We start from the raw sequence: 24,568 nt of genomic DNA on the forward strand, positions 1-24,568 counted from the left end.
GCGCATTCTTGTCGGCGCGCCGGCTTGCGATCAGACGTCGGCCCAGCGGCGCAGCAGGTTGTGATAGGTGCCGGTGAGCTGCACAATGGAAGGATGTCCGGGAACATCCTGGTTCAATCGCTGGATGGCAACGTCCATGTCAAGCAAGAGGCTGCGCTGCCCGTCTTCCCGCACCAGGCTCTGGATCCAGAAGAACGCGCTGACACGCGCGCCCCGCGTGACAGGAGTCACCTTGTGCAGGCTGGTGCCGGGATACAGCACCATGTGGCCCGCCGGCAGCTTCACCGCGCGTGGCCCGTAAGTATCGTCAATGACCAGTTCGCCACCGTCGTACGAGTCGGGGTCGGAAAAGAACAGCGTCGCCGACAGGTCGGTACGCACGCGCTCGGACGTACCCGGTATCGGCCGCACGGCGTTATCCACGTGGTAGCCAAAGGCTTCGCCGCCTTCGTAGCGATTGAATAACGGCGGAAATATCTTGCGAGGCAAGGCCGCCGACATAAACAGATTGTTGCCTGAGAGGCGCTGAAGAATGTGCTTGCCCAGCTCCACGGCCAGCGGGTGTTGCTCGGATAGCTGACGGTTGTGCTTGACCTGGGCCGACTGGAGGCCGGCCGTGACCCGGCCGTCGACCCAGTCGGCCTGGTCCAGGCGCTGGCGTAGCTGCGCCGCTTCATCGGCGCTGAAGACATCGGCAATGTTTATGATCATGGCAATCTGCTGGGACGAACGGCGCGGGACTACGCCAGACAGGCGTGCAGTGCCTGATCGAAGTCGTGCAGCAGATCGGCTTGGTCTTCGATGCCCACCGACACGCGGATCAGGCTGTCGGAAATACCCATTTCGGCCCGACGGGCAGCGCCCATTTCGTAATAAATGGTATGGGCGGCCGGCAACGCCAGGCTGCGCGTGTCACCGAGGTGGGTCGCCATCAGCACGACTTTCAGCCGGTTGAGAAAATCGAAACAATCCACGCCGTCGGCCAGCTCTATGCCCAGCAAACCGCCAAATCGCCCGCCGAACAACCGGGCGGCGCGCTCATGCTGCGGATGATGAGGCAGCCCCGGATAATGCACCTTGGATACGCCGGGGTGCGCGTCAAGCATCTGCGCCAGCGCCATCGCATTGCTGCAGTGCGTCGCCATGCGCAGGGCCAGGGTTTCGGCCCCGATGGCTATACGGTGCGCGGAATCGGCCGACAGGGTGCCGCCCATGTCGCGCAGGCCTTTCTTCTTGATCTGCAACAGGCCCCAGCCGGTGGGTGCGCCTTTGCGATAACTGTCATAGATGTTCGGGTACCCGGACCAGTCGTACAGGCCTGTGTCCGTGATCGCGCCGCCCAGGGCGTGCCCATGCCCCCCGATGTACTTCGACAGCGAATTCATGACCAGCGAGGCGCCCACCGAGCGCCCCTGCATCAGCCAGGGCGAGGTCAGGGTGTTGTCGACGACGTACACGAGGCCATGCTCGCGGCAGAGCTCGCCTATGCCGGCCAGGTCGGCCAGCTGCGTACCCGGATTTGCGATGGTCTCGGTGAACACCATGCGAGTGTTGGGCCGCAAGGCAGCCCGGACCTGATCGGCATCGGTGGGGTCGACGTAGCTCACCTCGACGCCCAGTTCAGCCAGCGTGCCCAGCAGACTGTTGGTATTGCCGAAGACGTAGTGGCTGGACAAGAGATGGTCGCCCTTGCGCAGCAAGGTGGTAAACACCGCGGCCAGGGACGCCATGCCGGTGGAGAACGTCACCGTGCTGGCGCCGCCTTCCATACGGGTGATCTTGGCCTCGAGCGCAGCGGTCGTGGGCGTACCCTGCCGACCATACGTGAACCCGGCCTTGCCTTGGAAAACCGCCGCCAGCTCGCGGGCGTCGGCATATGCGAATTCGGACGACGGGTGTATGGGCTGGTGCACGGCGCCGTGCTCGACGGCCTGCTGGCGGTCGGAATGGAGTATCGAAGTGGTGAAGCCGTTCTGGTGCATGATGAAATCGCAGATGTTGGCACCCAGACGCCGCGCGCCCGGACTGCCCGGAAAAGTTTACTCCTGCCGCTGGCGCACCGCTTCGTACAGGCACACCGCGCTGGCAACGCTGACATTCAGGCTCTCTACCGAACCCAGCATGGGAATGTTCACGAGCTGATCGCAGGTTTCGCGCGTGAGGCGTCGCATGCCCTCGCCTTCGGCGCCCATCACCCAGGCGATGGACTGGCGGGCATCCACGGCTTGCAGCCTGTCCGTGGCCTGATCATCGGTGCCCACGACCCAGACGCCACGCTCTTTGATGGCGCGCAGCGTACGCGCCAGATTGGTGACCGTGATGTAGGGCACTGTGTCGGCCGCGCCGCATGCAACGCGTTGCACGGTGCTGTTCAGCCCCACCGCGCGATCACGCGGCGCCACCACCGCATGCACGCCCGCCGCGTCAGCGGTACGCAGGCAGGCTCCCAGGTTGTGCGGGTCGGTCACCCCATCGAGCACCAGCAGCAATGCCGGACCTTCGATGGTGTCGAGCACCTCGTCCACATCGACCGCCAGCAGGCGCTCTTCGGCCAGCGCCACCACGCCCTGGTGCCGGGTACCGCGCGCCAGGCCGTCCAGCCGTTCGGTCGCCACGGGGTGCACGCGCCGGCCGGCGCGTTCGGCCTGCTCCAGGAATGCCTGCATGCGTTTGTCGCGGCGCGCGGCCTCGACATAAATATCCTTGATCGACTCGGGAGCGTGCCGCAAGCGCGCCACCACAGCATGGAATCCCGCCAGGACTTGGGCCGAAGCCATCGACATTCACCTTAATCTGGGTAATAAAAGGCCGGCCATGGGCCGGCTTGCCCGGGCAAGGCGCCCGGGACGGCATACGTCATGTTACTGCGTGCGGCGCTCGAGCGCGCGCACGGCGCGCTGCGCCCGCCGACTCAGTGCCGCGCGCGCGGCGCGGCCTTCTTGGCGGCGTGCTTCTTGGCCGCGGGCGCGGCCTTGGCCGCCTTTTTGGCTTGCGCGCGCCGCTGCTTGGCGGTCTGCCCTTTCAGTGCCTCGGGCTTGGGCGACGCCGCCTTCTTGATCTTGCGAGGCTCGTCGGGATTGCGGGACGCAGCCTTGCGCAAGGCCTCGAAGCTGGTGCCCCTGACGAGGCGGAACTCGATGCGCCGGGCCTCGAGATCGACACGCGACACCTGCACCTGCACCTTGTCGGTCAACCGATAGCGCATGCCGGTGCGTTCGCCACGCAACTCATGCAGTGCCTCATTGAACTGGAAGTATTCGCCGCCCAGTTCGGACACATGCACCAGTCCCTCGACGTGCAGCGTGTCCAGCGTGACGAACACGCCGAAACTCGCCACGCCGGTCACGGTGCCGCTGAAGTCCTCCCCGACTCTCTCCTTGACGAACCAGCATTTCAGCCAGGCCTCGACATCGCGCGACGCTTCATCGGCGCGGCGCTCGCTGGCCGACAAGAGCAGGCCCAGTTTTTCCCACGTGGCGTGCTCGTGCTCACGCTGGGTGCGTCCGATCACCATGGGCTGATCATCCAGCCCGGGCACGTAACGGCGACCCTCCAGCAGGGATTTGATGACCCGATGGGTCAGCAGGTCTGGATAGCGCCGGATGGGCGATGTGAAATGGCTGTACGCCGGGTAGGCCAGACCGAAGTGGCCCACATTTTCCGGGCTATAGATGGCCTGCTGCATCGAACGCAGGCACATGGTCTGCAACAGCTGGAAGTCGGGGCGAGCGCGCACGCTGTCGAGAAATTCGCCGTAATCTTTGGCGGTGGGCTCGTCGCCTCCCCCCATGGACAGCCCCATGGTACGCAGGAATTCACGCAGGGAAGTCAGGCGCTCGGGCGTCGGGCCTTCGTGCACGCGATACAGGCCGGGGTGCTTGCTGCGTGCCATGAAGTCCGCCGCGCACGTATTGGCCGCGAGCATGCATTCTTCGATGAGGCGGTGGGCGTCATTGCGCACCACGCCGACAATCTGTTCGATGCGCCCGAGTTCGTTGCAAAGAATCTTGGTCTCGACGGTATCGAAGTCGATGGCGCCGCGCTTCTTGCGTTGCTGCACCAGCAGCTGGTAGAGCTCATGCAGGTGCCGCACATGCGGCATGATGGCTCCCAGCGCCTGCGCGACGGGCCCCGCCGGCTGCTGCAGGCCTTCCCAGATTTGCGTATAGGTCGTGCGCGCATGCGAATGCATGACGGCGTTGTAGAACTGGTAGGCCGTAATCGTGCCTGCCTTGGCACCCGTTGCCGGGATCACCATGTCGCATACCAACACGAGGCGGTCTACCTGCGGATTCAGCGAACACAGGCCGTTGGACAGCGATTCCGGCAGCATCGGGATGACGCGGCGCGGAAAATACACGCTGGTCCCACGCTCGAGCGCATCGTCATCGAGCGCATCGCCCGGCGTCACGTAGTGGCTGACATCGGCAATGGCGACCAGCAGACGCCAGCCCGGCCGCTTGCGCTGGCCGGTGCCGAGTTCAACCGGCTCGCAATAGACCGCGTCATCGAAGTCGCGCGCGTCTTCGCCATCGATGGTGATCAGCGGAACATCGCGCAAGTCGATGCGGTCTTTCAAGTCGGTCTTGCGCACCACGTCGGGCAGGCGGGCCGCCTGACGGGCTGCGGGCTCGGAAAACTCGACCGGCACGTCGAACTTGCGCACCGCGATTTCGATTTCCATGCCTGGGTCATCGATCTCACCAAGCACCTCGGCCACGCGCCCCAGAGGCTGTGTGTGACGGGTGGGCTGCTCGATGATCTGTACCGCGACGACCTGGCCATGCTGGGCCCCATTGGTGTCGCCGGGGGGAATCAGGATGTCGTGCTTGATGCGCTGGTCTTCAGGCGCCACGATCGACAGGCCATGCTCATGCAGAAAACGCCCGACCAGTTTATTGGTGCGGCGCTCGATGACTTCGACGATGGTGCCTTCGGGTTTGCCGCGGTATTCCCCGGAGGGTTTCACCAGCACGCGATCACCGTGCAGCACCTTGAGCATTTCGCGCGGCGACAGGAAGAGATCGGGACCGCCATCGTCGCGGAGCAGGAAACCGAATCCGTCTCGATGGCCCTGCACCTTGCCCGCCACGAAGTCGAGCTTGGTCGCCAGCAGCAGTACCCCCTTGCGATTGGGCAACAGCTGGCCGTCGCGTTCCATGGCGGCAAGCCGGCGGTCAAAGCCAATTTGGGTACCGGGCCGCTGCACCCCCATGCGCTCGGCCAGTTCGGCGGGTGACAACGGCGTTCCTGCGGAACGCAGGGCGGTAAGAATGTCCTCGCGCGAGGGGACATCGGGGTCGAAGTCTGGGGGCGTTTCGGGCAATACGGATCCTGATCTGCCGTTGTTATTGTTGTTCGAATCTTTACTCGATCGTTTTGCCAAAGTTGGAAATCCTGTATATAATCTTTTGCTTCTGTGGTCTGCCCGAGGCTGATCACTGCGGCGAGACCTTATGGTAAACCATGTAGCGTGTTGCGAGTAATTTTCAGCGTATCACACTACTGTCGTAAGTTTTGCTCAGTGCCCAGGTGGCGGAATTGGTAGACGCGCATGGTTCAGGTCCATGTGCCGCAAGGTGTGGAGGTTCGAGTCCTCTCCTGGGCACCACAGAATTCCAGTAAATCGGGGTTCCCCGATTACTCCCAGACCCCCGGCAGCCCTCAGGCTTCCGGGGGTTTGTTTTTGCCCGCCCTGCGAGTCTGCCTGTTCCGCACGCGATATTCCGGGTAAGCGCCTTGCGCCAGGCGGGCTCGGCCGGTTTTGGTCGCTGCCTGACGGCGCCTAGCCTCACTCGCGCCCGGCTCGGCTGCCGGAACGCTGCACATGGTGCAGCGCATAGCGTTCGGGGCCCATGGCCGAAATCTGCCCCGCCACCAATCGCTCGAACGGCTTGAGCAGCTCGCTGTACGACTGGGGCGACTCCAGCGCGTCCAGTGCGGCGGCCACCGCCTCGATCGTCGATAGTGCGTCGGGCATGCCGGCATGGCGTACCCGGTAGCGCGACGCGAGACCGGGGGCCAATGTGACGCGGGGCAATGCCGCCAGGCCAGGGTGACGCGAAATCAGCTGGCGCGCGTGACGCCAGGTACCGTCCGGAACCACCAGCAGCCTGGGCCGCCGGCCGCCTGTCGGGGGAGCCACCGCCGCCGGGGTGAGCACCTCGGCGCCGTCGCCCGGAAACAGCAGGAAGGCCTCGTATTGCGCCACCTGCCACAACGCCTGATCGAACTCCGTGCCTACATGGAGGCTCGCGTTGCGCAAGCCCAGCACGGCCAACCTGGCGGTATTCAATGCATGGCGCGCCTCGGTCGGGTGCTGAAGCACCACGACTCGGGTGCGGCTGGCGAGCGACGGGATCCACTGGCATAGGCAGTGGGTGGCTGGCCGCTGGCAACGAGCGCAGGCCGGCCGGCTCGTGCCCGACCGCAAGTTGCGCGCGTCCTGAAAACTGTGCATAATGCGCGTCCTCTGATGTTCAAACGCGATTAGACAACAACGCGCCAGAACACCAGCGCCCAGGTGGCGGAATTGGTAGACGCGCATGGTTCAGGTCCATGTGCCGCAAGGTGTGGAGGTTCGAGTCCTCTCCTGGGCACCAATTAATACGTCGTGGCTTACCTTCACGACGCGCCAGAAACCCCGATCGCCCTTCCCGGTGTTCGGGGTTTTTTTTTGTTTCCACGGCGCGTGCACGATCCCGGCCGCCCTGACGATTCGTTCCCGCCCACCGCCCCGCCGTTTGGCCGGCACGCCAGCGGCCCCACACCTGGCTGCCGTGAACACCACGCGGGCAGCCGCGAGCGATTCCGGCAATGCCGCACGCACCTCCTTGCGGCCGACGCATGTCCAGCGCATGGAAGGCCGCCGGGCGGGCGCCCTTTCCAGCACGCCGCAGCCCGGTTCAGCCGACCAAGGTGCGCGTCATGGCCACATGACTGATGCCGGCTTCGAAAAACTCCTCGCCCTCGGCCACGAATCCGTGGGCCTCGTAGAAGTGGCGCGCGTGTGTCTGCGCGTGCAGCACCAGCATGCGGTGCCCGTCGCCCTGCCCCTGAGCGATGAGCGCGTCCAGCACCTGCCCGCCCACTCCCGCGCCGCGCATCGCTTTGCGCACAGCCATCCGCCCGATGTGCCCATCGGGCAGCAGGCGGCCGGTGGCGACCGGACTGCCGTCGCGGTCGTAGGCGACGGCATGCACTGACAGCGCGTCGTAGTCGTCGAGTTCAATATCGCGCGGCACGCCCTGCTCTACCACGAAGACTTCGTGCCGCACGACATAGGCATCATCGCGCAGCCGGTCCCAGGTTCCCAGAACGATGCGAATGGGGGGCGTGGCGGGCATGGCGGAGTCTCCGGTAGGCGTTGAAGGGCGTGACGGGGTGTCCCGCACAGCCGTGATTCTCGCAGGCTGCGCGGCTGGCGCAAAATTCCCGGCCAAGTAGAATGTGCGCTCGTTCCATCCCGCCCAGCCCATGCAAGCCGTCGTCACCGCAGCCCTGCCGGTATTTGCCCTGATCCTGACAGGCTGGCTGGCCGCCCGCCTGCGGGTGCTGGGGCCGGCCGCCACCGAGGCGCTGAATCGCTACGTGGTGTATCTGTCGCTACCCGCCCTGCTCTTTCGCGCGATGGCGCATGCCGACGGCAGCCAGATGCACTGGGGTTTCGTGGGCGCCTTCGCGGGCGGCATCGTCATCACCTTCCTGGCGGCTTGCCCGCCCGTGCGAAGGGGCAGGCAGAGCCTGACCGACCGTGGCATAGAAGGACTGGCTGCCTCGTACACCAACGCCGGTTACATGGGCATTCCGCTCTGCCTGGCCCTGTTCGGACCCGCGAGCCTGGCGCCCGCCGTCATCACGACACTGCTCACGGCATGCGCGCTGTTCGGCGCAGCAATAGCCCTGATCGAATTCGACCAGCATCGTGACCGCAGTCCGGGGGCAACCCTGCTCAAGGTCGGTCGGGCACTGGCACGGAATCCCTTGCTCATCGCTCCCCTGCTGGGGTTGGCCGTCAATGGGTCGGGCGTGGCAATGCCATCGGGCCTGGACCGTTATGTCGAGCTGCTCGGGGCCTCGGCCAGCCCCTGCGCGCTGGTCACCATCGGCCTGTTCCTGGCGCAATCCCGACCCGGGGGCAGCAACGCTATCGTCGTGAAGCTGGTAGCCGCCAAGTTGCTGCTGCAACCCGCCGCGACGGCCGTGCTGGCCTTTGCCGTGTTCCCCTTGCCGCCCCTGTGGGCATGGTGCGCCGTACTGATGGCGGCGCTTCCCATTGGCACCGGGCCCTTCATGCTGGCCCAGATGTACGGCCGAGATGCACGTGCCACGTCACGCGCCATCCTGGTGTCGACAGTGCTATCAGTATTCACCGTGAGCTTGCTGGTGGCCTGGATCAGCACCCGGACCAACCTGTAGACCTGCCCTTTCCCATGTTCCTGCCCATTCTGATTTTCGTCGTGACGCTGGTTCTGGTCATCTGGCAGCCCCGAGGCCTGGGCATAGGCTGGAGCGCCAGCGCCGGCGCCGCGCTGGCCCTGGCCACCGGCGTGGTGCACCTTGCCGACATCGGCGCCGTATGGCAGATCGTCTGGAACGCCACGGCCACGTTCATCGCCATCATCATTACCAGCCTGATCCTGGATGAAGCCGGTTTCTTCAAGTGGGCGGCACTGCATGTGGCGCGCTGGGGCGGCGGCCGAGGTCACTGGCTGTTCGCGTTGATCGTGCTGCTGGGCGCCGCGGTGTCCGCGCTGTTCGCCAACGATGGTGCCGCCCTGATCCTTACCCCCATCGTCATGGAAATGCTGCTCGCCCTGGGTTTCGGCCCCGGCGCCACGCTGGCTTTTGTGATGGCTGCCGGCTTCATCGCCGACACGGCCAGCACGCCCCTGGTCGTGTCGAACCTCGTCAATATCGTGTCGGCCGATTTTTTCGGCATCGGTTTCGCTCAATACGCATCGGTGATGGTGCCGGTGAACTTCGCCGCGGTGGCGGCCACGCTCGCGGTGTTGTTTGTCTACTTTCGCAAGCACATCCCTGGGCGCTATGAAGTTGAACAGCTTCCCGCGCCCAGCTCGGCGGTGCGCGACCCCGTCACATTCCGCGCGGGCGTGGCCGTGCTGGTACTGCTGCTGATCGGCTTTTTCGTGCTCGAACCCATGGGCGTGCCCGTCAGCGCCATTGCGGCTGCGGGCGCATTGATCCTGCTGCTGGTGGCTGGCCGCCAGCATATCGTAGGCACGCGACGCGTCATGCGCGAGGCGCCATGGCACATCGTGGTGTTCTCGCTCGGCATGTATCTGGTGGTGTATGGCCTGCGCAACGCCGGACTTACCGCAAATCTCACCAGCCTGCTCGAGCGCTTTGCCGAACTGGGCATATGGGGCGCCGCGCTGGGCACGGGGGTGGTCACTGCATTTCTCGCTTCGGTAATGAACAACTTGCCTGCGGTGCTGGTCGGCGCGCTGGCCATTGCAGACACCGATTCCAGCGGCGCCGTGCGGGATGCCATGATCTACGCCAACGTGATCGGCACCGACCTGGGACCCAAGATCACGCCGATCGGCAGCCTGGCCACCCTGCTGTGGTTGCACGTGCTGGCGCGCAAGGGCGTACGTATCACCTGGGGCTACTACTTCAGAGTGGGCATCGTGCTGACGCTGCCCGTATTGCTGGTCACGCTGGCCGCGCTGGCCGTGCGGCTGAGTTATTCCTGAGCCACCGGCATCTAGTGGTATGGTTGCCGTCATGCGCAACAGGAGATCCGCATGAGATGGATGCTAGGCCGCTTTACCGCTTTCTTTCTGGTGCTGCTGGGAACCGCCCTGACCACGGCCCTTGCCGTCGCCACCTCGCTCGCCTGGTTGTGGGCGGCGGTGCCGCTGGCGCTCCTTGCGCTTCTCGGCTTCTACGACTTGCTTCAGCCCCGCCACGCCATACTCCGCAATTACCCGGTGCTGGGCAATCTGCGATTTCTGTTCGAGTTCATCCGGCCCGAAGTGCGTCAGTATTTCCTGGAAGACGACACCCACGCCGCGCCGTTCTCGCGCGCCCAGCGTTCCATTGTCTACCAGCGCGCCAAGCGAGAAATCGACAAGCGCCCGTTCGGCACGCAAGAAGACGTTTATGGCGAGCGCTACGAATGGATCAACCATTCCATGGCGCCGGCTCGCATCGACGACGCCGATTTCCGGGTCATGGTGGGCGGCCCCGACTGCACCCAGCCCTATTCCATGTCCGTCTTCAATATCTCGGCCATGAGTTTCGGCGCATTGTCTGCCAATGCCGTCCTGGCACTGAACGAGGGCGCGCGACAGGGCAACTTCGCGCATGATACCGGCGAGGGCGGCATCAGCCGGCACCATCGCAAGGCGGGGGGCGCACTGATCTGGAACATCGGCTCGGGCTATTTCGGCTGCCGCGGCGAGACCGGCACATTTTCCGAAGCCGCCTTCGTGCGCAACGCCTGCACGCCTGAAGTGAAAATGATCGAAATCAAGCTGTCGCAAGGCGCCAAGCCGGGCCACGGCGGCATCCTGCCCGGGGCCAAGGTCACCATCGAAATCGCCGAGGCGCGCGGCGTGGCCCCCGGGCAGGACTGTAATTCGCCCCCCAGCCACAGTGCTTTCGATACCCCCATCGGGCTGCTGCATTTCGTGGCGCGCCTGCGCGAATTGTCCGAAGGCAAGCCGGTCGGCTTCAAGCTGTGCATCGGCCATCCCTGGGAATGGTTCGCCATCGTGAAGGCCATGCTCGAGACCGGCATTACGCCCGATTTCATCGTGGTAGACGGTGCCGAGGGCGGCACCGGCGCGGCCCCCGTTGAATTCGTTGATCACGTCGGGACGCCCTTGCGCGAGGCGCTGCGCCTGGTGCACAACACGCTCATCGGGGTCAATCTGCGCGACCGCATCCGCCTCGGCGCTTCCGGCAAGATCATCACGGCCTTTGACATGGCGCGCGCCATGGCAATGGGCGCGGACTGGTGCAACTCGGCGCGCGGCTTCATGTTTGCCATCGGATGCATCCAGGCGCAGGCGTGCCACACCGACAAATGCCCGACCGGGGTCACAACGCAAGACCCCCTGCGCCAGCGCGCGCTGGTCGTTCCTGACAAGGCGCAGCGCGCCGCGCATTTTCATCGCAACACACTGCATGCCCTGGCCGAGCTGCTGCAGGCGGCCGGGCTGACTCATCCCAACCAGCTGCGGCCGCATCATATTGCCCGCCGCGTATCCACCAACGAAATACGCCTGCTATCGGCGTTGTTCCCCGAGCTCGAGCCCGGCGAGCTGCTGCGGGGTGAATTCCGGCATACGGTGTTCAAAGTTGGCTGGTCGATGGCGCGTGCGGACTCGTTCCAGCCCGCGCACGACGTCACGGTGGCGCTTGCCGCCATCCATCGCGCCCAGACGCTGCACACACCCTGATTCAACGGGCAGGCCAAGGCGCCCCGCGCCCACGCGTGACCGCTCGCGACCGGGGCCACCAACCCCGGGACGCACCGGCCTGTGCCGCCGCGTCATGCGGCGGCCTTCACAGCCAGCGTTCGAACAGCCGCGAGAAGAACTCCATGAAACGGTCATCGGGCCCGCGCTGGCGCCAGCTTTCCAATGTGACTTGTTGCGCGGCTTCGACGTCACGCTGGAACAAGGCTTCCATCTCGGCGCCGAAGTCCGGCCCCAGGATCACGGCATTGATCTCGTAGTTCAAGGCGAAGCTGCGCCAATCCATGTTGCTGGATCCCACCGTGGACCACACACCATCCACGACGGCAGTCTTGGCGTGCAACAAGGCATCACGACGCTCGTATATCTTCACTCCGGCCTCGAGCAGGCCCTCGTAATGCGAGCGGCCGGCGTGGAACACGAGCGACGAATCGCTGAACCCGGGCAGCACGAGCGCCACGTCCACCCCGCGACGCGCCGCGCTCTGCAGGACTTCGATGAACGCGGGATCCGGCACGAAGTACGCCATGGTGATGTGGATGGACTTCTGCGCACTTTCGAACGCCGACATCAGCGTCAGGTACACCGTGTACCCGTCGCTGCGATCCGGCTGGTTGGCCAGGATGCGCACCGACAGGTCGCCCTGACGCTCGACACGGGGAAAAAAATCGGCGTGCGCCAGCGGCGGCCCCTTTTGCGATTCCCAACCGGCAAGTATCACGCGCTCGAGTTCGGCCACCGCTGGGCCGGAGACCCGGATATGCGTATCACGCCAGGGCTGCGACTCGCGGTCGGCGCCCCCAGGATTCGAACCTGATGAGTAGACGCTGCTGATATTGAGGCCCCCCAGATAGCCCACCCGCCCATCCACGACCAGCAGCTTGCGATGATTGCGTTGGTTGGGCGACCAGCCCGCCTGCGCCTGCACCGGATTGACTGGGTTGAACACCACAACCTGGATGCCCGCGTCGCGCATTCGGTCGAACAGGGACTCCGCGGTGCCCAGCGTGCCGACGGCGTCGATCATGACGGCCACGGAAGCACCGCGCCGCTGTGCGGCGATCAGCGCGTCAGCGAAGCGCTGCCCCTCCTCGTCGTCGTCAAAGATATAGGTTTCCATATGCACGTAGCGTTGCGCCTGCCCGATGGATTCGAGCATGGCGCGGTACGTGCTTTCGCCATCTGCCAACAAAGCCACGTCGTTGCCCGCCACCAGCGGCGCTCCGCTGATCGCTTCTTCGACAGCCTGATGGCGCGCCAGGAAGTCCTGCGGCCGCGCCTGGGGGGCGCGCGCTGCAATCTCCTTGCCGCGTTCGTAGCTCGCCCAGCCCGTATCGGCCGACAGGCCCGCCTGAGCCTTGCGCGCTTCGCGCTCCTGCGCATCGGGCACGGTTGCGCAGGCCGCCAGAACGCTCAAAACCCACAGGCACGCCGCTGCGCGCGCCGTTTCTGCAAAGCCGACGACGGGCATCTTCATGGCGTTCGATCAGGGTTGCCACTGCGTACGGTGGGACACGGTGGTCCGGCGCTGCGGCGCCCGGCGCACCGGCGCCCGGCGCGTCGTCTCGCGGTCCATCCAGCGCCCGCCCTGCCAGCGGCCATGTTCGCGGTCGACCTGAAATCCGCCTGCATCGCGCAACAGCGCCATTACCGCGTCTTCCTCATCAGCGTCGACGCGTACGGCCAGCAGGACCGCTTGTTCTGCCGCAGGCACGCTTTGAAGCCGGGCGTTGCGCCTGGCCACCAGCCTGCTTCCGGCCCACAAGGCTCCGACCGCCGATCCGGCACAGGCACCCACCACCGCGCCCGCTACCACCGCGATGTCGCCGTCGTACAGGAAGATCGCCGCGACGGTGCCCAGCAACGCGCCGGCCGCAGCCAGCGCGGCCGCCCGCCACGCCATACCATAGCGGGCCTGCCCCGCCTGGGCTTCAGGGTCGTCGTCCCAGGACTGCACTTGCCCGGTGCGGCGGCCTCCGCGAAACAGGCTTACCGCTTCTTCGGGAAAGCCTTCGGCAAACAAAGCGTGCGCCGCGCTCTTGGCGGAGGGCACGCTATCGAAACGCGCAACAATCATCGACGACATACGCTGTCCCTTGGCATATAGCACCAAGCCTATTCTGCGCGCCCCACCGGCCCCTGTGTCTTCTGCGTTGGCAACCAGCAGTAATGCGGTATTTCGCGGCACGGAAATTGGAAACACTTCTGCGCCAAATCCCGGCACGGGCTTTCCATTCGTTAAAAAGCTTTGCAACCGGCGATATACGCTTGACACTGAAGCGGGGTAAGCGGCCACAATAAATTCCGCGCAACTGCAAGGAAGCCACCGCATGGTCCAGCCCCGCAGCATGTTCGCCCCTGCTTCGCCCGCTCTGATGGAAAACACACCGGGAGCGGCGGCGCAGGATGTCCAGGAACTTCAGGCCGGCCTTTTGGCCCCTGAGCCTCGCATCGATCCCAAGTATTTGTACGACCGGCTGGGCTCCAGCCTGTTCACGGCCATCACCCAGTTGCCGGAGTACTACCCAACGCGCTGCGAAGCCGAGATTCTGCGCCAGCACGCCTCCGACATCGCAATGCATATAGGCTCGGTCGACACGCTGATCGACCTGGGCGCGGGAGATTGCGTCAAGGCCGAACGCCTTTTCGCCAGCTTGCGTCCGCGTCGTTATGTGCCCATCGACATTTCCGTGGATTATCTTCAGGCCGCCGTAAGGCGGCTGGAGAACCAACACCCCGACCTGGAGATCCTTGCGCTGGGCCAGGATTTCCATCAGGCGCTGGACATTCCGCAGAGCCTGCCCCACGCGGGAAGGCTGGTGTTTTATCCCGGCTCGAGCATAGGCAATCTGGCCCCCGCCCAGGCCGCCGACATGTTGTCGCGCATTCACGCGGCCTGCAAAGAGGGCGGGCTGCTGATTGGCGTGGACCGCGCGAAACCCCGTGACATTCTCGAGCCTGCCTATGACGATGCCCTGGGGCTGACCGCAGCCTTCAATCTGAACCTGCTGCGTCACGTGAACGTGCTGCTGGGCGCAGATTTCGATATTCGCGACTGGAACCACATCGCGCACTACGATGAAGACAACACGCGCATTCAGATGTTCTTGCAGGCGAAGCGCGACGTAAAAATCCGCTGGCCGGGAAAGCATCGCCGATTCGCGGCAGGCGAGCGCATCCACACCGAGAATTCGTACAAATACACGCCCGACCGCTTTCGTGGCATGCTCGAACAAGCCGGGTTTCGCCAGATCAATCACTGGACCGACGCGCGAGACTGGTTCTCGATCTTCAGCGCGCGGGCCTGATCCGCAACGTACATCGCCCCACACATCATGGACCTTGCCAGCCATCACGTAATGCCCGACCCGCGCGCCGTGCCCGCTCTGGCGCAACGCTACGCCCAGGTGCGGGCGCTGAGCCGCGCGCTGGCCGCCCCGCTCAGTCCCGAAGACTGTCAGATGCAGTCCATGCCGGACTGCAGCCCAGTCAAGTGGCACCTGGCGCATACCACGTGGTTCTTCGAAACCTTCATTCTCTCGACGTTCAACCCCGGGTACCGCGCATTCCATCCCCAGTACCGCATGTTGTTCAATTCGTACTACAACGCGGTCGGCGAAAAACACCCGCGTCCGCAGCGCGGCATGTTGTCGCGGCCCACTCTGGCCGATGTGCTGGACTATCGCGAACATGTCGATGCCGCCATGACGGCATTGCTCGCACAATCCAGGTCCGTCGACGCTTCGTGCCTGGAATTGGTTGAACTTGGTATCAACCATGAGCAGCAGCACCAAGAGCTCATCCTGACCGATATCAAGCATGCGTTGTCGCTGAATCCACTGCGGCCTGCTTATACCGAGCCGCCGAGAAGCAGCGCGCCGCCCGCCACCCGGCTATCCGCGGGATATACACGGTTCGAGGGCGGGTGCGTACGCGTCGGGCACGAGCCGCCTGGATTCGCCTTCGACAATGAAGGCCCTTGCCACGACGTGTTGCTGCGACCGTTCGCCCTGGCAAATCGGCTGGTCACGCAAGGCGAATACCTGGAGTTCATACGCGACGGCGGCTATCGGCGTCCGGAACTCTGGCTGTCCATGGGATGGGACAAAGTCTGTGCCGATCAATGGCACGCCCCGCTCTACTGGGAGGAGCAGGACGATGAATGGCAGGCTTTCACCTTGGGCGGCATGCAACCCATCGATCCCGACGCTCCGGTGACGCACGTCAGTTACTTCGAGGCAGACGCTTATGCCCGTTGGGCCCAGGCACGCCTGCCGCGCGAGGCGGAATGGGAGCATGCCGCCCGGGCCGTTGCCGACGTCGCGTCGGCAAACCTGCTCGACTCCGGCTATCTCCAGCCCAGGCGCGTTTCCCAACCGGCCAACGACGGTCCCACGCAGCTTTTTGGCGACGCCTGGGAATGGACCAGCAGCGCCTACGATGCCTATCCTGGATACGCCCCCGCGTCCGGCGCCGTGGGTGAGTACAACGGCAAATTCATGTGCAATCAGTTCGTGCTGCGCGGCGGCTCTTGCGCCACGCCGGCCAGCCATGTGCGCGCGTCGTATCGCAATTTCTTCCCGCCGGAAGCGCGGTGGCAGTTTTCCGGCATCCGACTGGCCCGGGACGCCTGACACGTTTGCAAGAAAAGATTTTGTCGTGCTAGAATTTCGTTCTTGCCTGGGCACGCGTTGCCTGGCAAGAAGCAAGTAGAAGAAAGGTAAAAAGAAGTCAGAGGCAGTACGCGTATCGCAGGTACGCAACGCTGCCTCAGGCAAGGCGCATTAGCTCAGCCGGTTAGAGCGACGGAATCATAATCCGCAGGTCCCCTGTTCGAATCAGGGATGCGCCACCAAGATTTATGCGGCCCGCAGCGATGCGGGCCGTTTTGCGTTTGGTGCAGTCATTCAGTGCGGTGTGCAAGGTTCGGCCGAGCGATTCCCTGCCCCGTCGCGTTCTCCGGCCGAAGGTCACCCGCAGAAGCTCACCAGCCGGGCTTCGCAAGGGACTCCTGCCGGCCGCACCTCGCCGGTCGCAACGGGTGGCTCGCAGCCGGCCGCTCGCAGCCGGGCACTCGCACCTCGCCCGGCTGCGAGCGGCCGCTGGAACTCAGGCAGCCACGCGCAGATGCCGGCGCTGAGGCCCGGGTTTGGCGGGGCGCAGCAGGCTGCTAGGTACGTCTTCCACTAATTCAGGTTCGCACCGTACGCTCACCTGGCCCGGCAATATCCAGCTCTTGCCATTTGCGCATTCGGTGGCTTGCAGTTGCCGCGCCAATCTGAGCGCGTCCAACTCGGCGCGGTCGCGTCCGGATCGCACCATGTCGCAGAAGCGCGTGAAGCTGAACGTGCGCGAAGCTTCACGCCCAATGATGTCGACGCACCCGCGGAACTCGCCAAAACCCACTTCGTGGACGCGCGGCCGGATGGAATAACTCACCCGGGAAGCAAACGCGGAAAACGTGTCCATGGCTGATCTCCCTGAGAAGTACCACTGTTCCAGGGTAGAGCAAAACACGTGCCCAGGACCGTAACCTTGCAATCCTTGAAGAGCGTTACCGGGGCGTTACATACGGCGGCTGACGCGTCACGGCGCCGAAGGTGGCGGCAGCGCGCCATCGTCACGCTCCTTGGCACGCGACATATCGGAACTGAAAAGATCCCAGCTGGCCACGAACAGCGCCGCGATCAGGGGCCCGATGACAAAACCGTTCAGGCCGAACAAAGCCATGCCGCCCAGCGTGGAGATCAACACCATGTAGTCCGGCAGCTTGGTGTCCTTGCCGACCAGTATGGGGCGCAGTACGTTGTCGACCATGCCGATGACCAGTACGCCGAAAAGGATCAACGCCACACCCTGCCAGATCGCCCCGGTCGCAAGGAAATAAATCGCAACGGGAACCCACACCAGTCCGGCGCCGATGGCGGGCAGCAACGACAGGAAGGCCATGACCACGCCCCACAACACTGGGCCCTGCACGCCCAAAACGTAGAAAATCGCCCCGCCCAGCGCCCCCTGCACGGCGGCAACCGCAATGTTGCCCTTGACGGTCGCGCGTATCACGGTGGTGAACTTGCGCAGCAGGTGGGTCTTGCGGCCCTTGCTCAATGGGATAGCTTCGCGCAGTCGCGCCGACAGCAGCGAACCGTCGCGCAGCAAGAAAAACAGCAGATAGAGCATCACGCCGAAGCTGATGACGAACTGGAACGTGTTCTGGCCGATGTTGAAGGCCTGGGTCGCCAGGAACTGGCTGCCCTCCATGGCGCCTGCGGTCAGCTTGTCTTGCAGGCCCGTGATGTCGGCCATGCCGAAGCGTGCCAGCAGGTTATGGATCGATTCCGGCATTGCGTCCAGGATCTGCTGTATGAAAGCGCCGAAGTCGAGATTGCCCGACTTGACGCGCTGGTACAGGTACGCCCCTTCCTGCACCATGGACGCGGCGATGAACGCCACGGGTACGATCACCACCAGCAATACCATCGTCAGTGATATCAACGCGGCCAGATTGCGGCGCGCGCCCAGCTTGGCCGCGATGCGGCGATGTACGGGCGCGAAGATGATGGCCAGTATCGCGCCCCAGAACACGGCGCCGTAAAACGGCCATAGCACCCCCAAAAAGGCAATCGTTACCAAACCCAGCAACAGTAGAAAGCAACGGTATTGCAGGCTGATTCCGCTCATATTTGACCTCGTGTCCGGCGGCTGCCGTCTGTGGCGCATTGTACAAACAGGGACGGTTTCATTGGCCCTCCTGATCGCGGAGGTGGCTCTGGGCCCCGGCGACCGCGTTGGCATGGCCATTGAGCGCATCGATGAGGCGGTTCAGTTCCTGTTGAACCGTGGGATCGCGCACGGCTGCCGAGTCGGGGGTGATCGTTATCTGCTCTTGGTGGCGGTCCACGAACTGGGCAACACGCAATGCGTCGCCCACGGCAGCCGACGCTGTTGCAAGCAGCGACTCGAGTTGCGCGGCCCGCTGCGTGACGGCCCGTTCAAAAACCTGCGCATACACGGGTTGCAAGTCTGAAGGCTGTTCAAGCGCGAGACGCTGGGCCTGGGCGCGCTGCCGCGCCTGCAGCAGAGAATCGCGCGCCCTTGCCAGCGCCTGCTCATCTTCTGCCAGGGGTTCCTGCCGCGCCAGCAGCGCCGCCAGGGTATGGAGTTCATCGTGACCCAGCGCACGCGCCACGGTTGCATACGCCTGCCTGGCCACTTCGTCGAAGTCGGCCAGCACTTCGTAGTGCTCGGCATAGTCGCCAAAACCGTTACGCTCGCTACGATCCAGGCGAGGCAGAGGGGAAAGCGCCGCCTCGGTGTCCTGCGTCTGCAGCCAGTCAATGAACGCCGCGCGATGCTCGGGCTCTTTGTTCACACACCCCGCCACCCCCAGGCACACCACCATCAGCATCAAAATCCGAAACACAGTTCACTTGCTCCCGGGCTCTGCCCATCACGACGGCGTCAGGCGCCGGGTCGAACATTAACTGAACTGTGGCGCGCCAGGGCACCTATGTAGGAATTGTTGCCTGGGAAGCGATATGTGACAGCATTTGCCGACGGCGCCGGCGGGTCTGCCCTACAATTGCCGGATGACTGCGAATACCGATACCACCCCGGAACCCTGGGGCTACGCACATCCCGACTGCCGTGGTGCCACGGCTTTCCTGTTCTTCACTTCAGACCTGGCCCGCGTGGTCAACCAGGAACTGGCTCAGCCGCCCATTGACGACGCCGCTCTGGCGCGCGCGCAGCACGCCGTAGACGCGCTGGTACAGCGCTATATCGATATCCAGGCCGCTCCAGCCGCATTCGATGGCCAGCGCATCCTGCTCAAGCTCGACCTCGCGCCTGGCGAACCGCCCCAGGTGGCGCTTGAAATGTCACCGGAACTCGAAGACCAGATCATCGAAGCCCAGCGCCTGGCTCACGCCCAGGCGGCCACCCGGCACTGACCGGTGTAAAAAGTATTGACAAAACAGGCATTTACGCTTAGACTTTGATCTTTGCGGCATTTCTTCGAGACAGGGCCTCTATAAGAAAGCCTGGTATGGCAACTTTCGCCAACCGGCCATTCTACAAATCCCGCCCCGCCAGCTCGCAAGCTGGTTGTTGTGCCGCAAAGCGAAGCCACCGGTTTTACGGTGTTCCGAAGCACCAGGCGCCTCGCCATCTACCCGGCCTCGCAATCAGCCCATTCCAACCGGGCCCCCTGAAGCGCACCGCGCTTGCGTATCACTCCAGATCGCCTTTCCCTGTCCATGCAGGTTGCGCTCGGTTGTGTGCGCCCGCTGGTACTGCATTCCCATAACGAGAACTCGAAAGAGGAAAACCATGAACCTATCCACTTCTGTCCTGAGCGCCACGCACCTGTTGCCCCGCGTCCACCATAGCAAGCTCGACCAGACCCCCATCCACGTGGGTGACATCGTGCACCTGAAACCTGCCCATGGCCCGGAAATCCGCGCCACGGTGATCTTCAACGCGCCCATCAATGGTACGGTGACCTACACCACCGACGTGGTGCGGCCGTGCGGCCAGTCGGCCGGCCCCGGCATACGCATACGTTTCCGGCACGAACACGTGCATCGCATCGAACCGTTGCGCCGCGGAGCCGCCCTGGCTTCCTGACGTTCACCTGCGGCGGGACCGCGTGCTAAATTCGGCGTCATCGCCTTACTTTGCACCACCATGCAGCACACGCGCGCATCCATACGCATCTGGGATCTTCCCACCCGCATCTTCCATTGGACCTTGGCCGCCTGCCTGATCGGCGCCTATATCACCGTCAAGCTTGGCGGCTTGAACATGGAATGGCATGTGCGGTTTGGCCAGGCAGCCCTTGGCCTGGTCATCTTCCGCGTGATCTGGGGGTTTGTGGGCCCCCGCTACGCCAGGTTCGCCACTTTCGTGCGCGGCCCCTCGGCCATCAAACGATACCTGCAAGGCCACTCCGCGCCGGCTGGACACAACCCGCTTGGGGCATGGTCGGTGATTGCGCTGATCGCGTTGGTGGCGTTCCAGTCGGTAAGCGGATTGTTCGCCACCGACGACATCATGACGCAGGGCCCGCTTTATGCGCGTGTCGGCCCGTCCCTGGCCTCCTGGTTCACGTTCTGGCACCGCACCAACGAATGGATCATTCTTGGGCTGGTCGGCCTGCACGTCCTGGCGGTGGCATGGTATGCGGGGGTGCGCCGCAAGCGCCTGGTGCGCCCCATGATCACTGGCGATGCGCGCCCGCAGGATGTTCCGCCCGGCACGCCGGCCTCCGAAGACGGGCCGCGGATCTGGCTGCGGGCGGTGGTCGTGGCCGTCATCGCGGCAGGCGTCGTCTTCTGGATACAGTCGCTTGAAGTCGTGGCCGATTTCTCGTTTTCCTGACGCGGCCCAGCCGCCAGACGCTCGCTGCCGGCCAAGCTGCACGCGGGGCGCCCCCCGTCGGGATGCGCGCCCCCTGCCTGGCCGGCCGCGGCAGCAGGCCGGCGCGGCTTACTTCTTCTTTCGGTATGAGTCGTGGCAGGCCTTGCAGCTGGCGCCCACGTCGCCAAATGCCGCCCGCAGCTTGTCCAGATCGTCTGAGTCGGCAGCCGCGGTCAGCTTGACCATGCTGTCCGCAAAGCGTTCGCGCTTCTGCTGAAAACCGGCTGCATCGCTCCAGACTTCGGGGCGTGCATCTCCACCCTCGGTGCCGGGACCGAATGCGGCCCAAGGCAGTGCTGCCAGCGTATTCAGGATCTGGACGTTCGCCTTGATCTGGGCGGCATCGTAAGGAACCTGACCCTTGATGACGGGCTGCATGCGCCCGAAGTGCGAACCCATCAGCGTCAGCGCCGACTGGCGATACTTGATGGCATCGGCCGGTTTGGCGAATTGAGCTTGCGCAGGCGCGGCCCAGAGTGACATGACGCTGACACAGGCAGCGGCGACCAGCAGGGGGAACTGCTTCATGAAGAATCTCCCGATAAGTACGACAAAGCCGGCCCAGCCGGCAGTGGCGACTATACCGCCCGGGCCAGCTGGGCCGCCAGTCCCACGTAGGCACGCGGGGTCAGGGCCAGCAGGCGGGCCTTCGCATCGTCCGGCAATTCAAGGCCGCTGACGAACTCGCGCAACGCGGATTCGGTGATGCCCTTGCCGCGGGTCAGCGCCTTGAGCTGTTCGTACGGCTGCGGCAGGCCATAGCGGCGCATGACGGTCTGGACCGGTTCAGCAAGACCTCCCAGCACGCATCGATGTCGGCATCGATCGCGGCAGTGTTGACTTCGAGCTTGCCCAACCCGCGCAGGCAGGAATCCCAGGCCACCACGCTGTAACCCAGGCCCACGCCCAGATTGCGCAGCACGGTCGAATCGGTGAGATCGCGCTGCCAGCGCGATACCGGGAGCTTTTCGGACAGATGGCGCAGCACCGCATTGGCCAGCCCCAGATTGCCTTCGGAATTTTCGAAGTCGATCGGATTGACTTTGTGGGGCATGGTGGACGAACCCACCTCACCTTCTTTCAGCCGCTGCTTGAAATAGCCCAGGGCCACATAGCCCCAGATGTCGCGATCGAGGTCGAGCACGATGACGTTGGCGCGGGCCACGGCGTCGAACAGTGCCGCCATCCAGTCATGCGGTTCGATCTGGATGGTGTGGCGGTTCTGCGTGAGCCCCAGGCCGGCCAGCACGCGGGCGCTGAACGCCGGCCAGTCGATCTCGGGATACGCCGACAGGTGTGCGTTGTAATTGCCCGTGGCGCCATTGAGCTTGGCCAGCGGCTCGACGGCCTCGATGGCTTCGATGGCGCGCTTGAGCCGCGCCGCAACATTGGCGAATTCCTTGCCCAGCGTGGTGGGGCTGGCGGGCTGTCCGTGCGTGCGCGACAGCATGGGCTGATCGGCGTACTGCCCGGCCATGGCGGCGAGCGTGTCGGCAATCTGGCGCAGGCGAGGCACGACCACCTCGGAGCGAGCACGCGTCAGCATCAGGGCGTGCGAAGTGTTGTTGATGTCTTCGGAGGTGCAGGCGAAATGGATGAACTCGGCCGCGCGGGCCAGTTCCGGATCTTCGGCCACCTGTTCTTTCAGCCAGTATTCGACCGCCTTGACGTCATGGTTGGTGACGCGTTCGATATCCTTGATGCGGGCCGCGTCGGCCTCGGAAAAGTCGCGCACGAGTTGCGCCAGGCGGTCGCGCGCGCCGGGCGTGAACGACGGGAGCTCGGGCAGACCTGCGTCGGACAGCGCCACCAGCCAGGCGACTTCGACCTCGACACGGTGCGCCATGAAGCCCGCTTCGGACAACAGCCCTCGCAATGCGTCGCCCCGGGCGGCATAACGGCCGTCCAGGGGGGACAGCGCATTGAGGTAACTGATCTGGTCGGCGATTTGCATGGCGTGGAGGCGAAAATAGCGAATAATGGGCGGGGTGCCGATTTTATCACCCACGCGGATGTAACAATCCGGCAAAAAAACGTTGCATAAAGCGAACTTCGTACATTTGCCCTTACTGCGCCTGCTATACTGCGCCCGCTTTCCGACTTCGCTTGTGGCCTCCATGAAACTGATCGGCTCGCTTACCAGTCCCTATGTCCGCAAAGTGCGGGTCGTCATGGCCGAGAAGAAGCTGGACTACCAGCTCGAACTCGAGAACGTGTGGTCTCCCGACACGAAGATCCAGACCTACAACCCGCTGGGCAAAGTGCCCTGCCTGGTGATGGAAGACGGCGGCGCCCTGTTCGATTCGCGCGTCATCGTCGAATACCTCGATACGCTCTCGCCGGTTGCCCGCCTGATTCCCCAGCCGGGTCGCGAACGGGCGGCCGTCAAGTGCTGGGAAGCCATCGCCGACGGCGTGGTCGATGCGTGCGTGATCATCGTTCGCGAAAGACTGCGCCCCGAAGCGCAGCGCAGCGCCGAATGGATTGAACGTCAATATCGCAAGATCCATGCGGGCCTCGAAGCGATGAACACCAGCCTGGGCGACCAGGCCCACTGCATGGGCGTGAATTACAGCCTGGCGGACATCGCGGTGGGCTGTGCCCTCGGCTATCTGGACTTCCGCTTCGCCGACCTGGACTGGCGGGCGGATCACGCAAACCTGGCGCGACATTACGACAAGCTCTCGGCCCGCGTGTCGTTCATCGACAGCGCGCCCCCCAAGTAAGCCGCGCGAACCGCGTCCACCCTGCTCCGTTGCCCGGCCGCCATCGCGCCGCCGGGCTTTCGGTGTACCGCGCGGCGCCCGCACAGGCACCTGGCAGCCGAGTGCCATGGCGCCCGCGGACGCCATAGCGTGATTCACATGCCGAAGGCTTGCCAGGCCTTGGTCAGCATATACGCGGCCAGGGCAAACAAGAGGCCGGCAAATACCCGTTTGAGCGTACCCACGGGCAGGCGGTGCGCCATGCGGGCCCCTGCGGGCGCGGTAAGCACGCTGGTAGCCACGAGTGCCAGCAACGCAGGCCAATAGATGTAGCCCAGCATACCGGGCCGGCTGACCTGTTCGTTCAAGCCCGAGATCACGTATCCGACGCTATTGGCCAGCGCGATGGGGAAGCCCAGCGCCGCCGACGTCGAGACAGCGGCGTGCAGTGCGACGTTGCACCACACCATGAACGGCACCGACAAGAAGCCGCCCCCCGCCCCCACCAGTCCGGACAGGAAGCCGATACCTGCACCCGCCGCCGTAGTACCAACGACGCCGGGCATCTGGCGCGATGGCTTGGGCTTCTTGTTGCGCAACATGCTCCAGGCGGAATAGCCGACGAACAGCGCGAAAAACAGCGACAGCCAGGCGGTACTGAGGGCTGCGAAGGCAGCGCCTCCGGAAAGCAGGCCGCCGACTATGATGCCGGGCGCCATCGCAAAGACGATTTTCCATTGAATGGTGCCCTTGCGTTGATGGGCTCGCACGCTGGACACCGAAGTGAACAGGATGGATGTCATGGAAGTGGCAATGGCGGCGTGCACGATGAGTTCGGGCGCCATACCCTGCCAGGTAAACAGCATGGTGAGGAAAGGCACCAGCAGCATGCCCCCGCCAATGCCGAGCAGGCCCGCCGCGAACCCGACCACGGCCCCCAGCGCCAGCAGGCAAACCAACATTGCTACATCCACTTGAAACTCCTTAGTTTGA

Annotated in this window: 22 protein-coding genes, 3 tRNA genes and 1 pseudogene; 12 read left to right on the forward strand and 14 right to left on the reverse strand. The window is 64.3% G+C overall.

Features of this window, described 5'->3' with window-relative positions:
- Positions 1-30: 30 nt before the first annotated feature.
- The 4 genes from ACV17W_RS04355 to rnr all read right to left on the reverse strand — a co-directional run bounded on the left by ACV17W_RS04355 (position 31) and on the right by rnr (position 5,386).
- Positions 31-711: a Fe2+-dependent dioxygenase gene (locus tag ACV17W_RS04355; RefSeq protein ID WP_462595223.1), complete on the reverse strand. Its 681-nt coding sequence runs from the start codon at positions 709-711 to the stop codon at positions 31-33.
- Positions 712-740: 29 nt separating this feature from the next.
- Complete coding sequence (locus ACV17W_RS04360; RefSeq protein WP_462595224.1) at positions 741-1,982, reverse strand: cystathionine gamma-synthase family protein; 1,242 nt, start codon at positions 1,980-1,982, stop codon at positions 741-743.
- Positions 1,983-2,039: 57 nt separating this feature from the next.
- Positions 2,040-2,777 carry a 23S rRNA (guanosine(2251)-2'-O)-methyltransferase RlmB gene (gene rlmB / locus ACV17W_RS04365; RefSeq protein ID WP_462595225.1) on the reverse strand — a complete coding sequence of 246 codons (738 nt, stop codon included), beginning with the start codon at positions 2,775-2,777 and terminating at the stop codon, positions 2,040-2,042.
- A 134-nt stretch (positions 2,778-2,911) separates the two neighbouring features.
- The gene (gene rnr / locus ACV17W_RS04370; RefSeq protein WP_462595226.1) at positions 2,912-5,386 is read right to left on the reverse strand and encodes a ribonuclease R; all 2,475 of its coding nucleotides are present in this window, start codon (positions 5,384-5,386) and stop codon (positions 2,912-2,914) included.
- A gap of 140 nt (positions 5,387-5,526) precedes the next feature.
- Between rnr and ACV17W_RS04375 the strand changes: the two genes are divergently transcribed.
- A tRNA-Leu gene (locus ACV17W_RS04375) sits at positions 5,527-5,611 on the forward strand.
- A 180-nt stretch (positions 5,612-5,791) separates the two neighbouring features.
- Here the strand turns inward: ACV17W_RS04375 and ACV17W_RS04380 are convergent.
- On the reverse strand, positions 5,792-6,460 hold the full coding sequence (locus ACV17W_RS04380; protein ID WP_462595227.1) for a tRNA-uridine aminocarboxypropyltransferase: 669 nt from the start codon (positions 6,458-6,460) through the stop codon (positions 5,792-5,794).
- A 57-nt stretch (positions 6,461-6,517) separates the two neighbouring features.
- Here ACV17W_RS04380 and ACV17W_RS04385 point away from each other — a divergent pair.
- Positions 6,518-6,602 (forward strand) — tRNA-Leu (locus ACV17W_RS04385).
- A gap of 303 nt (positions 6,603-6,905) precedes the next feature.
- Here the strand turns inward: ACV17W_RS04385 and ACV17W_RS04390 are convergent.
- Positions 6,906-7,346 (reverse strand): GNAT family N-acetyltransferase, encoded by a 441-nt coding sequence (locus ACV17W_RS04390; protein ID WP_462595228.1) that lies wholly within the window; start codon positions 7,344-7,346, stop codon positions 6,906-6,908.
- A gap of 130 nt (positions 7,347-7,476) precedes the next feature.
- Between ACV17W_RS04390 and ACV17W_RS04395 the strand changes: the two genes are divergently transcribed.
- The 3 genes from ACV17W_RS04395 to ACV17W_RS04405 are packed head-to-tail and all read left to right on the forward strand — an operon-like array spanning position 7,477 to position 11,432.
- The gene (locus tag ACV17W_RS04395; protein ID WP_462595229.1) at positions 7,477-8,418 is read left to right on the forward strand and encodes an AEC family transporter; all 942 of its coding nucleotides are present in this window, start codon (positions 7,477-7,479) and stop codon (positions 8,416-8,418) included.
- 14 nt (positions 8,419-8,432) lie between these two features.
- Complete coding sequence (locus ACV17W_RS04400; protein WP_462595230.1) at positions 8,433-9,719, forward strand: arsenic transporter; 1,287 nt, start codon at positions 8,433-8,435, stop codon at positions 9,717-9,719.
- Between the two features lie 51 nt (positions 9,720-9,770).
- Positions 9,771-11,432, forward strand: a complete 1,662-nt coding sequence (locus tag ACV17W_RS04405; RefSeq protein ID WP_462595231.1) for an FMN-binding glutamate synthase family protein — start codon at positions 9,771-9,773, stop codon at positions 11,430-11,432.
- A gap of 106 nt (positions 11,433-11,538) precedes the next feature.
- Here ACV17W_RS04405 and cls read toward each other — a convergent pair whose 3' ends face one another.
- Together cls and ACV17W_RS04415 are read right to left on the reverse strand one after the other, a co-directional pair.
- Positions 11,539-12,921: a cardiolipin synthase gene (cls, locus tag ACV17W_RS04410; protein WP_462596458.1), complete on the reverse strand. Its 1,383-nt coding sequence runs from the start codon at positions 12,919-12,921 to the stop codon at positions 11,539-11,541.
- Between the two features lie 15 nt (positions 12,922-12,936).
- Positions 12,937-13,536 carry a hypothetical protein gene (locus ACV17W_RS04415; RefSeq protein ID WP_462595232.1) on the reverse strand — a complete coding sequence of 200 codons (600 nt, stop codon included), beginning with the start codon at positions 13,534-13,536 and terminating at the stop codon, positions 12,937-12,939.
- A gap of 244 nt (positions 13,537-13,780) precedes the next feature.
- On the opposite strand from ACV17W_RS04415, the gene egtD reads away from it, so the two are divergent.
- The 3 genes from egtD (at position 13,781) to ACV17W_RS04430 (ending at position 16,305) form a co-directional block, all read left to right on the forward strand.
- The gene (gene egtD, locus ACV17W_RS04420) at positions 13,781-14,758 is read left to right on the forward strand and encodes an L-histidine N(alpha)-methyltransferase (RefSeq protein ID WP_462595233.1); all 978 of its coding nucleotides are present in this window, start codon (positions 13,781-13,783) and stop codon (positions 14,756-14,758) included.
- 27 nt (positions 14,759-14,785) lie between these two features.
- On the forward strand, positions 14,786-16,084 hold the full coding sequence (gene egtB / locus ACV17W_RS04425) for an ergothioneine biosynthesis protein EgtB (protein ID WP_462595234.1): 1,299 nt from the start codon (positions 14,786-14,788) through the stop codon (positions 16,082-16,084).
- Between the two features lie 144 nt (positions 16,085-16,228).
- Positions 16,229-16,305: transfer RNA gene (locus ACV17W_RS04430), tRNA-Met, on the forward strand.
- Between the two features lie 254 nt (positions 16,306-16,559).
- On the opposite strand, the gene ACV17W_RS04435 is transcribed toward ACV17W_RS04430, so the two are convergent.
- From ACV17W_RS04435 to ACV17W_RS04445, 3 genes are all read right to left on the reverse strand, one after another.
- Complete coding sequence (locus ACV17W_RS04435) at positions 16,560-16,919, reverse strand: hypothetical protein (protein WP_462595235.1); 360 nt, start codon at positions 16,917-16,919, stop codon at positions 16,560-16,562.
- A 117-nt stretch (positions 16,920-17,036) separates the two neighbouring features.
- The gene (locus ACV17W_RS04440) at positions 17,037-18,131 is read right to left on the reverse strand and encodes an AI-2E family transporter (protein WP_462595236.1); all 1,095 of its coding nucleotides are present in this window, start codon (positions 18,129-18,131) and stop codon (positions 17,037-17,039) included.
- Positions 18,132-18,189: 58 nt separating this feature from the next.
- Positions 18,190-18,873 carry a DUF3053 family protein gene (locus ACV17W_RS04445; protein ID WP_462595237.1) on the reverse strand — a complete coding sequence of 228 codons (684 nt, stop codon included), beginning with the start codon at positions 18,871-18,873 and terminating at the stop codon, positions 18,190-18,192.
- 166 nt (positions 18,874-19,039) lie between these two features.
- On the opposite strand from ACV17W_RS04445, the gene ACV17W_RS04450 reads away from it, so the two are divergent.
- From ACV17W_RS04450 to ACV17W_RS04460, 3 genes are all read left to right on the forward strand, one after another.
- The gene (locus ACV17W_RS04450; RefSeq protein WP_462595238.1) at positions 19,040-19,402 is read left to right on the forward strand and encodes a hypothetical protein; all 363 of its coding nucleotides are present in this window, start codon (positions 19,040-19,042) and stop codon (positions 19,400-19,402) included.
- Positions 19,403-19,781: 379 nt separating this feature from the next.
- Positions 19,782-20,078 carry a hypothetical protein gene (locus ACV17W_RS04455; RefSeq protein WP_462595239.1) on the forward strand — a complete coding sequence of 99 codons (297 nt, stop codon included), beginning with the start codon at positions 19,782-19,784 and terminating at the stop codon, positions 20,076-20,078.
- A gap of 60 nt (positions 20,079-20,138) precedes the next feature.
- On the forward strand, positions 20,139-20,831 hold the full coding sequence (locus ACV17W_RS04460; protein ID WP_462595240.1) for a cytochrome b/b6 domain-containing protein: 693 nt from the start codon (positions 20,139-20,141) through the stop codon (positions 20,829-20,831).
- Positions 20,832-20,939: 108 nt separating this feature from the next.
- Here the strand turns inward: ACV17W_RS04460 and ACV17W_RS04465 are convergent, their stop codons facing one another.
- Both ACV17W_RS04465 and purB read right to left on the reverse strand, forming a co-directional pair.
- A complete protein-coding gene (locus ACV17W_RS04465) occupies positions 20,940-21,398 on the reverse strand; it encodes a c-type cytochrome (RefSeq protein ID WP_462595241.1) in 459 nt (152 codons plus the stop codon).
- Between the two features lie 50 nt (positions 21,399-21,448).
- Positions 21,449-22,824: pseudogene (gene purB, locus ACV17W_RS04470) on the reverse strand (adenylosuccinate lyase).
- A 163-nt stretch (positions 22,825-22,987) separates the two neighbouring features.
- On the opposite strand from purB, the gene ACV17W_RS04475 reads away from it, so the two are divergent.
- Positions 22,988-23,596: a glutathione S-transferase gene (locus ACV17W_RS04475; RefSeq protein WP_462595242.1), complete on the forward strand. Its 609-nt coding sequence runs from the start codon at positions 22,988-22,990 to the stop codon at positions 23,594-23,596.
- A gap of 134 nt (positions 23,597-23,730) precedes the next feature.
- Here the strand turns inward: ACV17W_RS04475 and ACV17W_RS04480 are convergent, their stop codons facing one another.
- Positions 23,731-24,549, reverse strand: a complete 819-nt coding sequence (locus tag ACV17W_RS04480) for a sulfite exporter TauE/SafE family protein (RefSeq protein WP_462595243.1) — start codon at positions 24,547-24,549, stop codon at positions 23,731-23,733.
- Positions 24,550-24,568: the final 19 nt, after the last annotated feature.

The organism is Bordetella sp. MIP270_01_BMS (assembly GCF_054958705.1).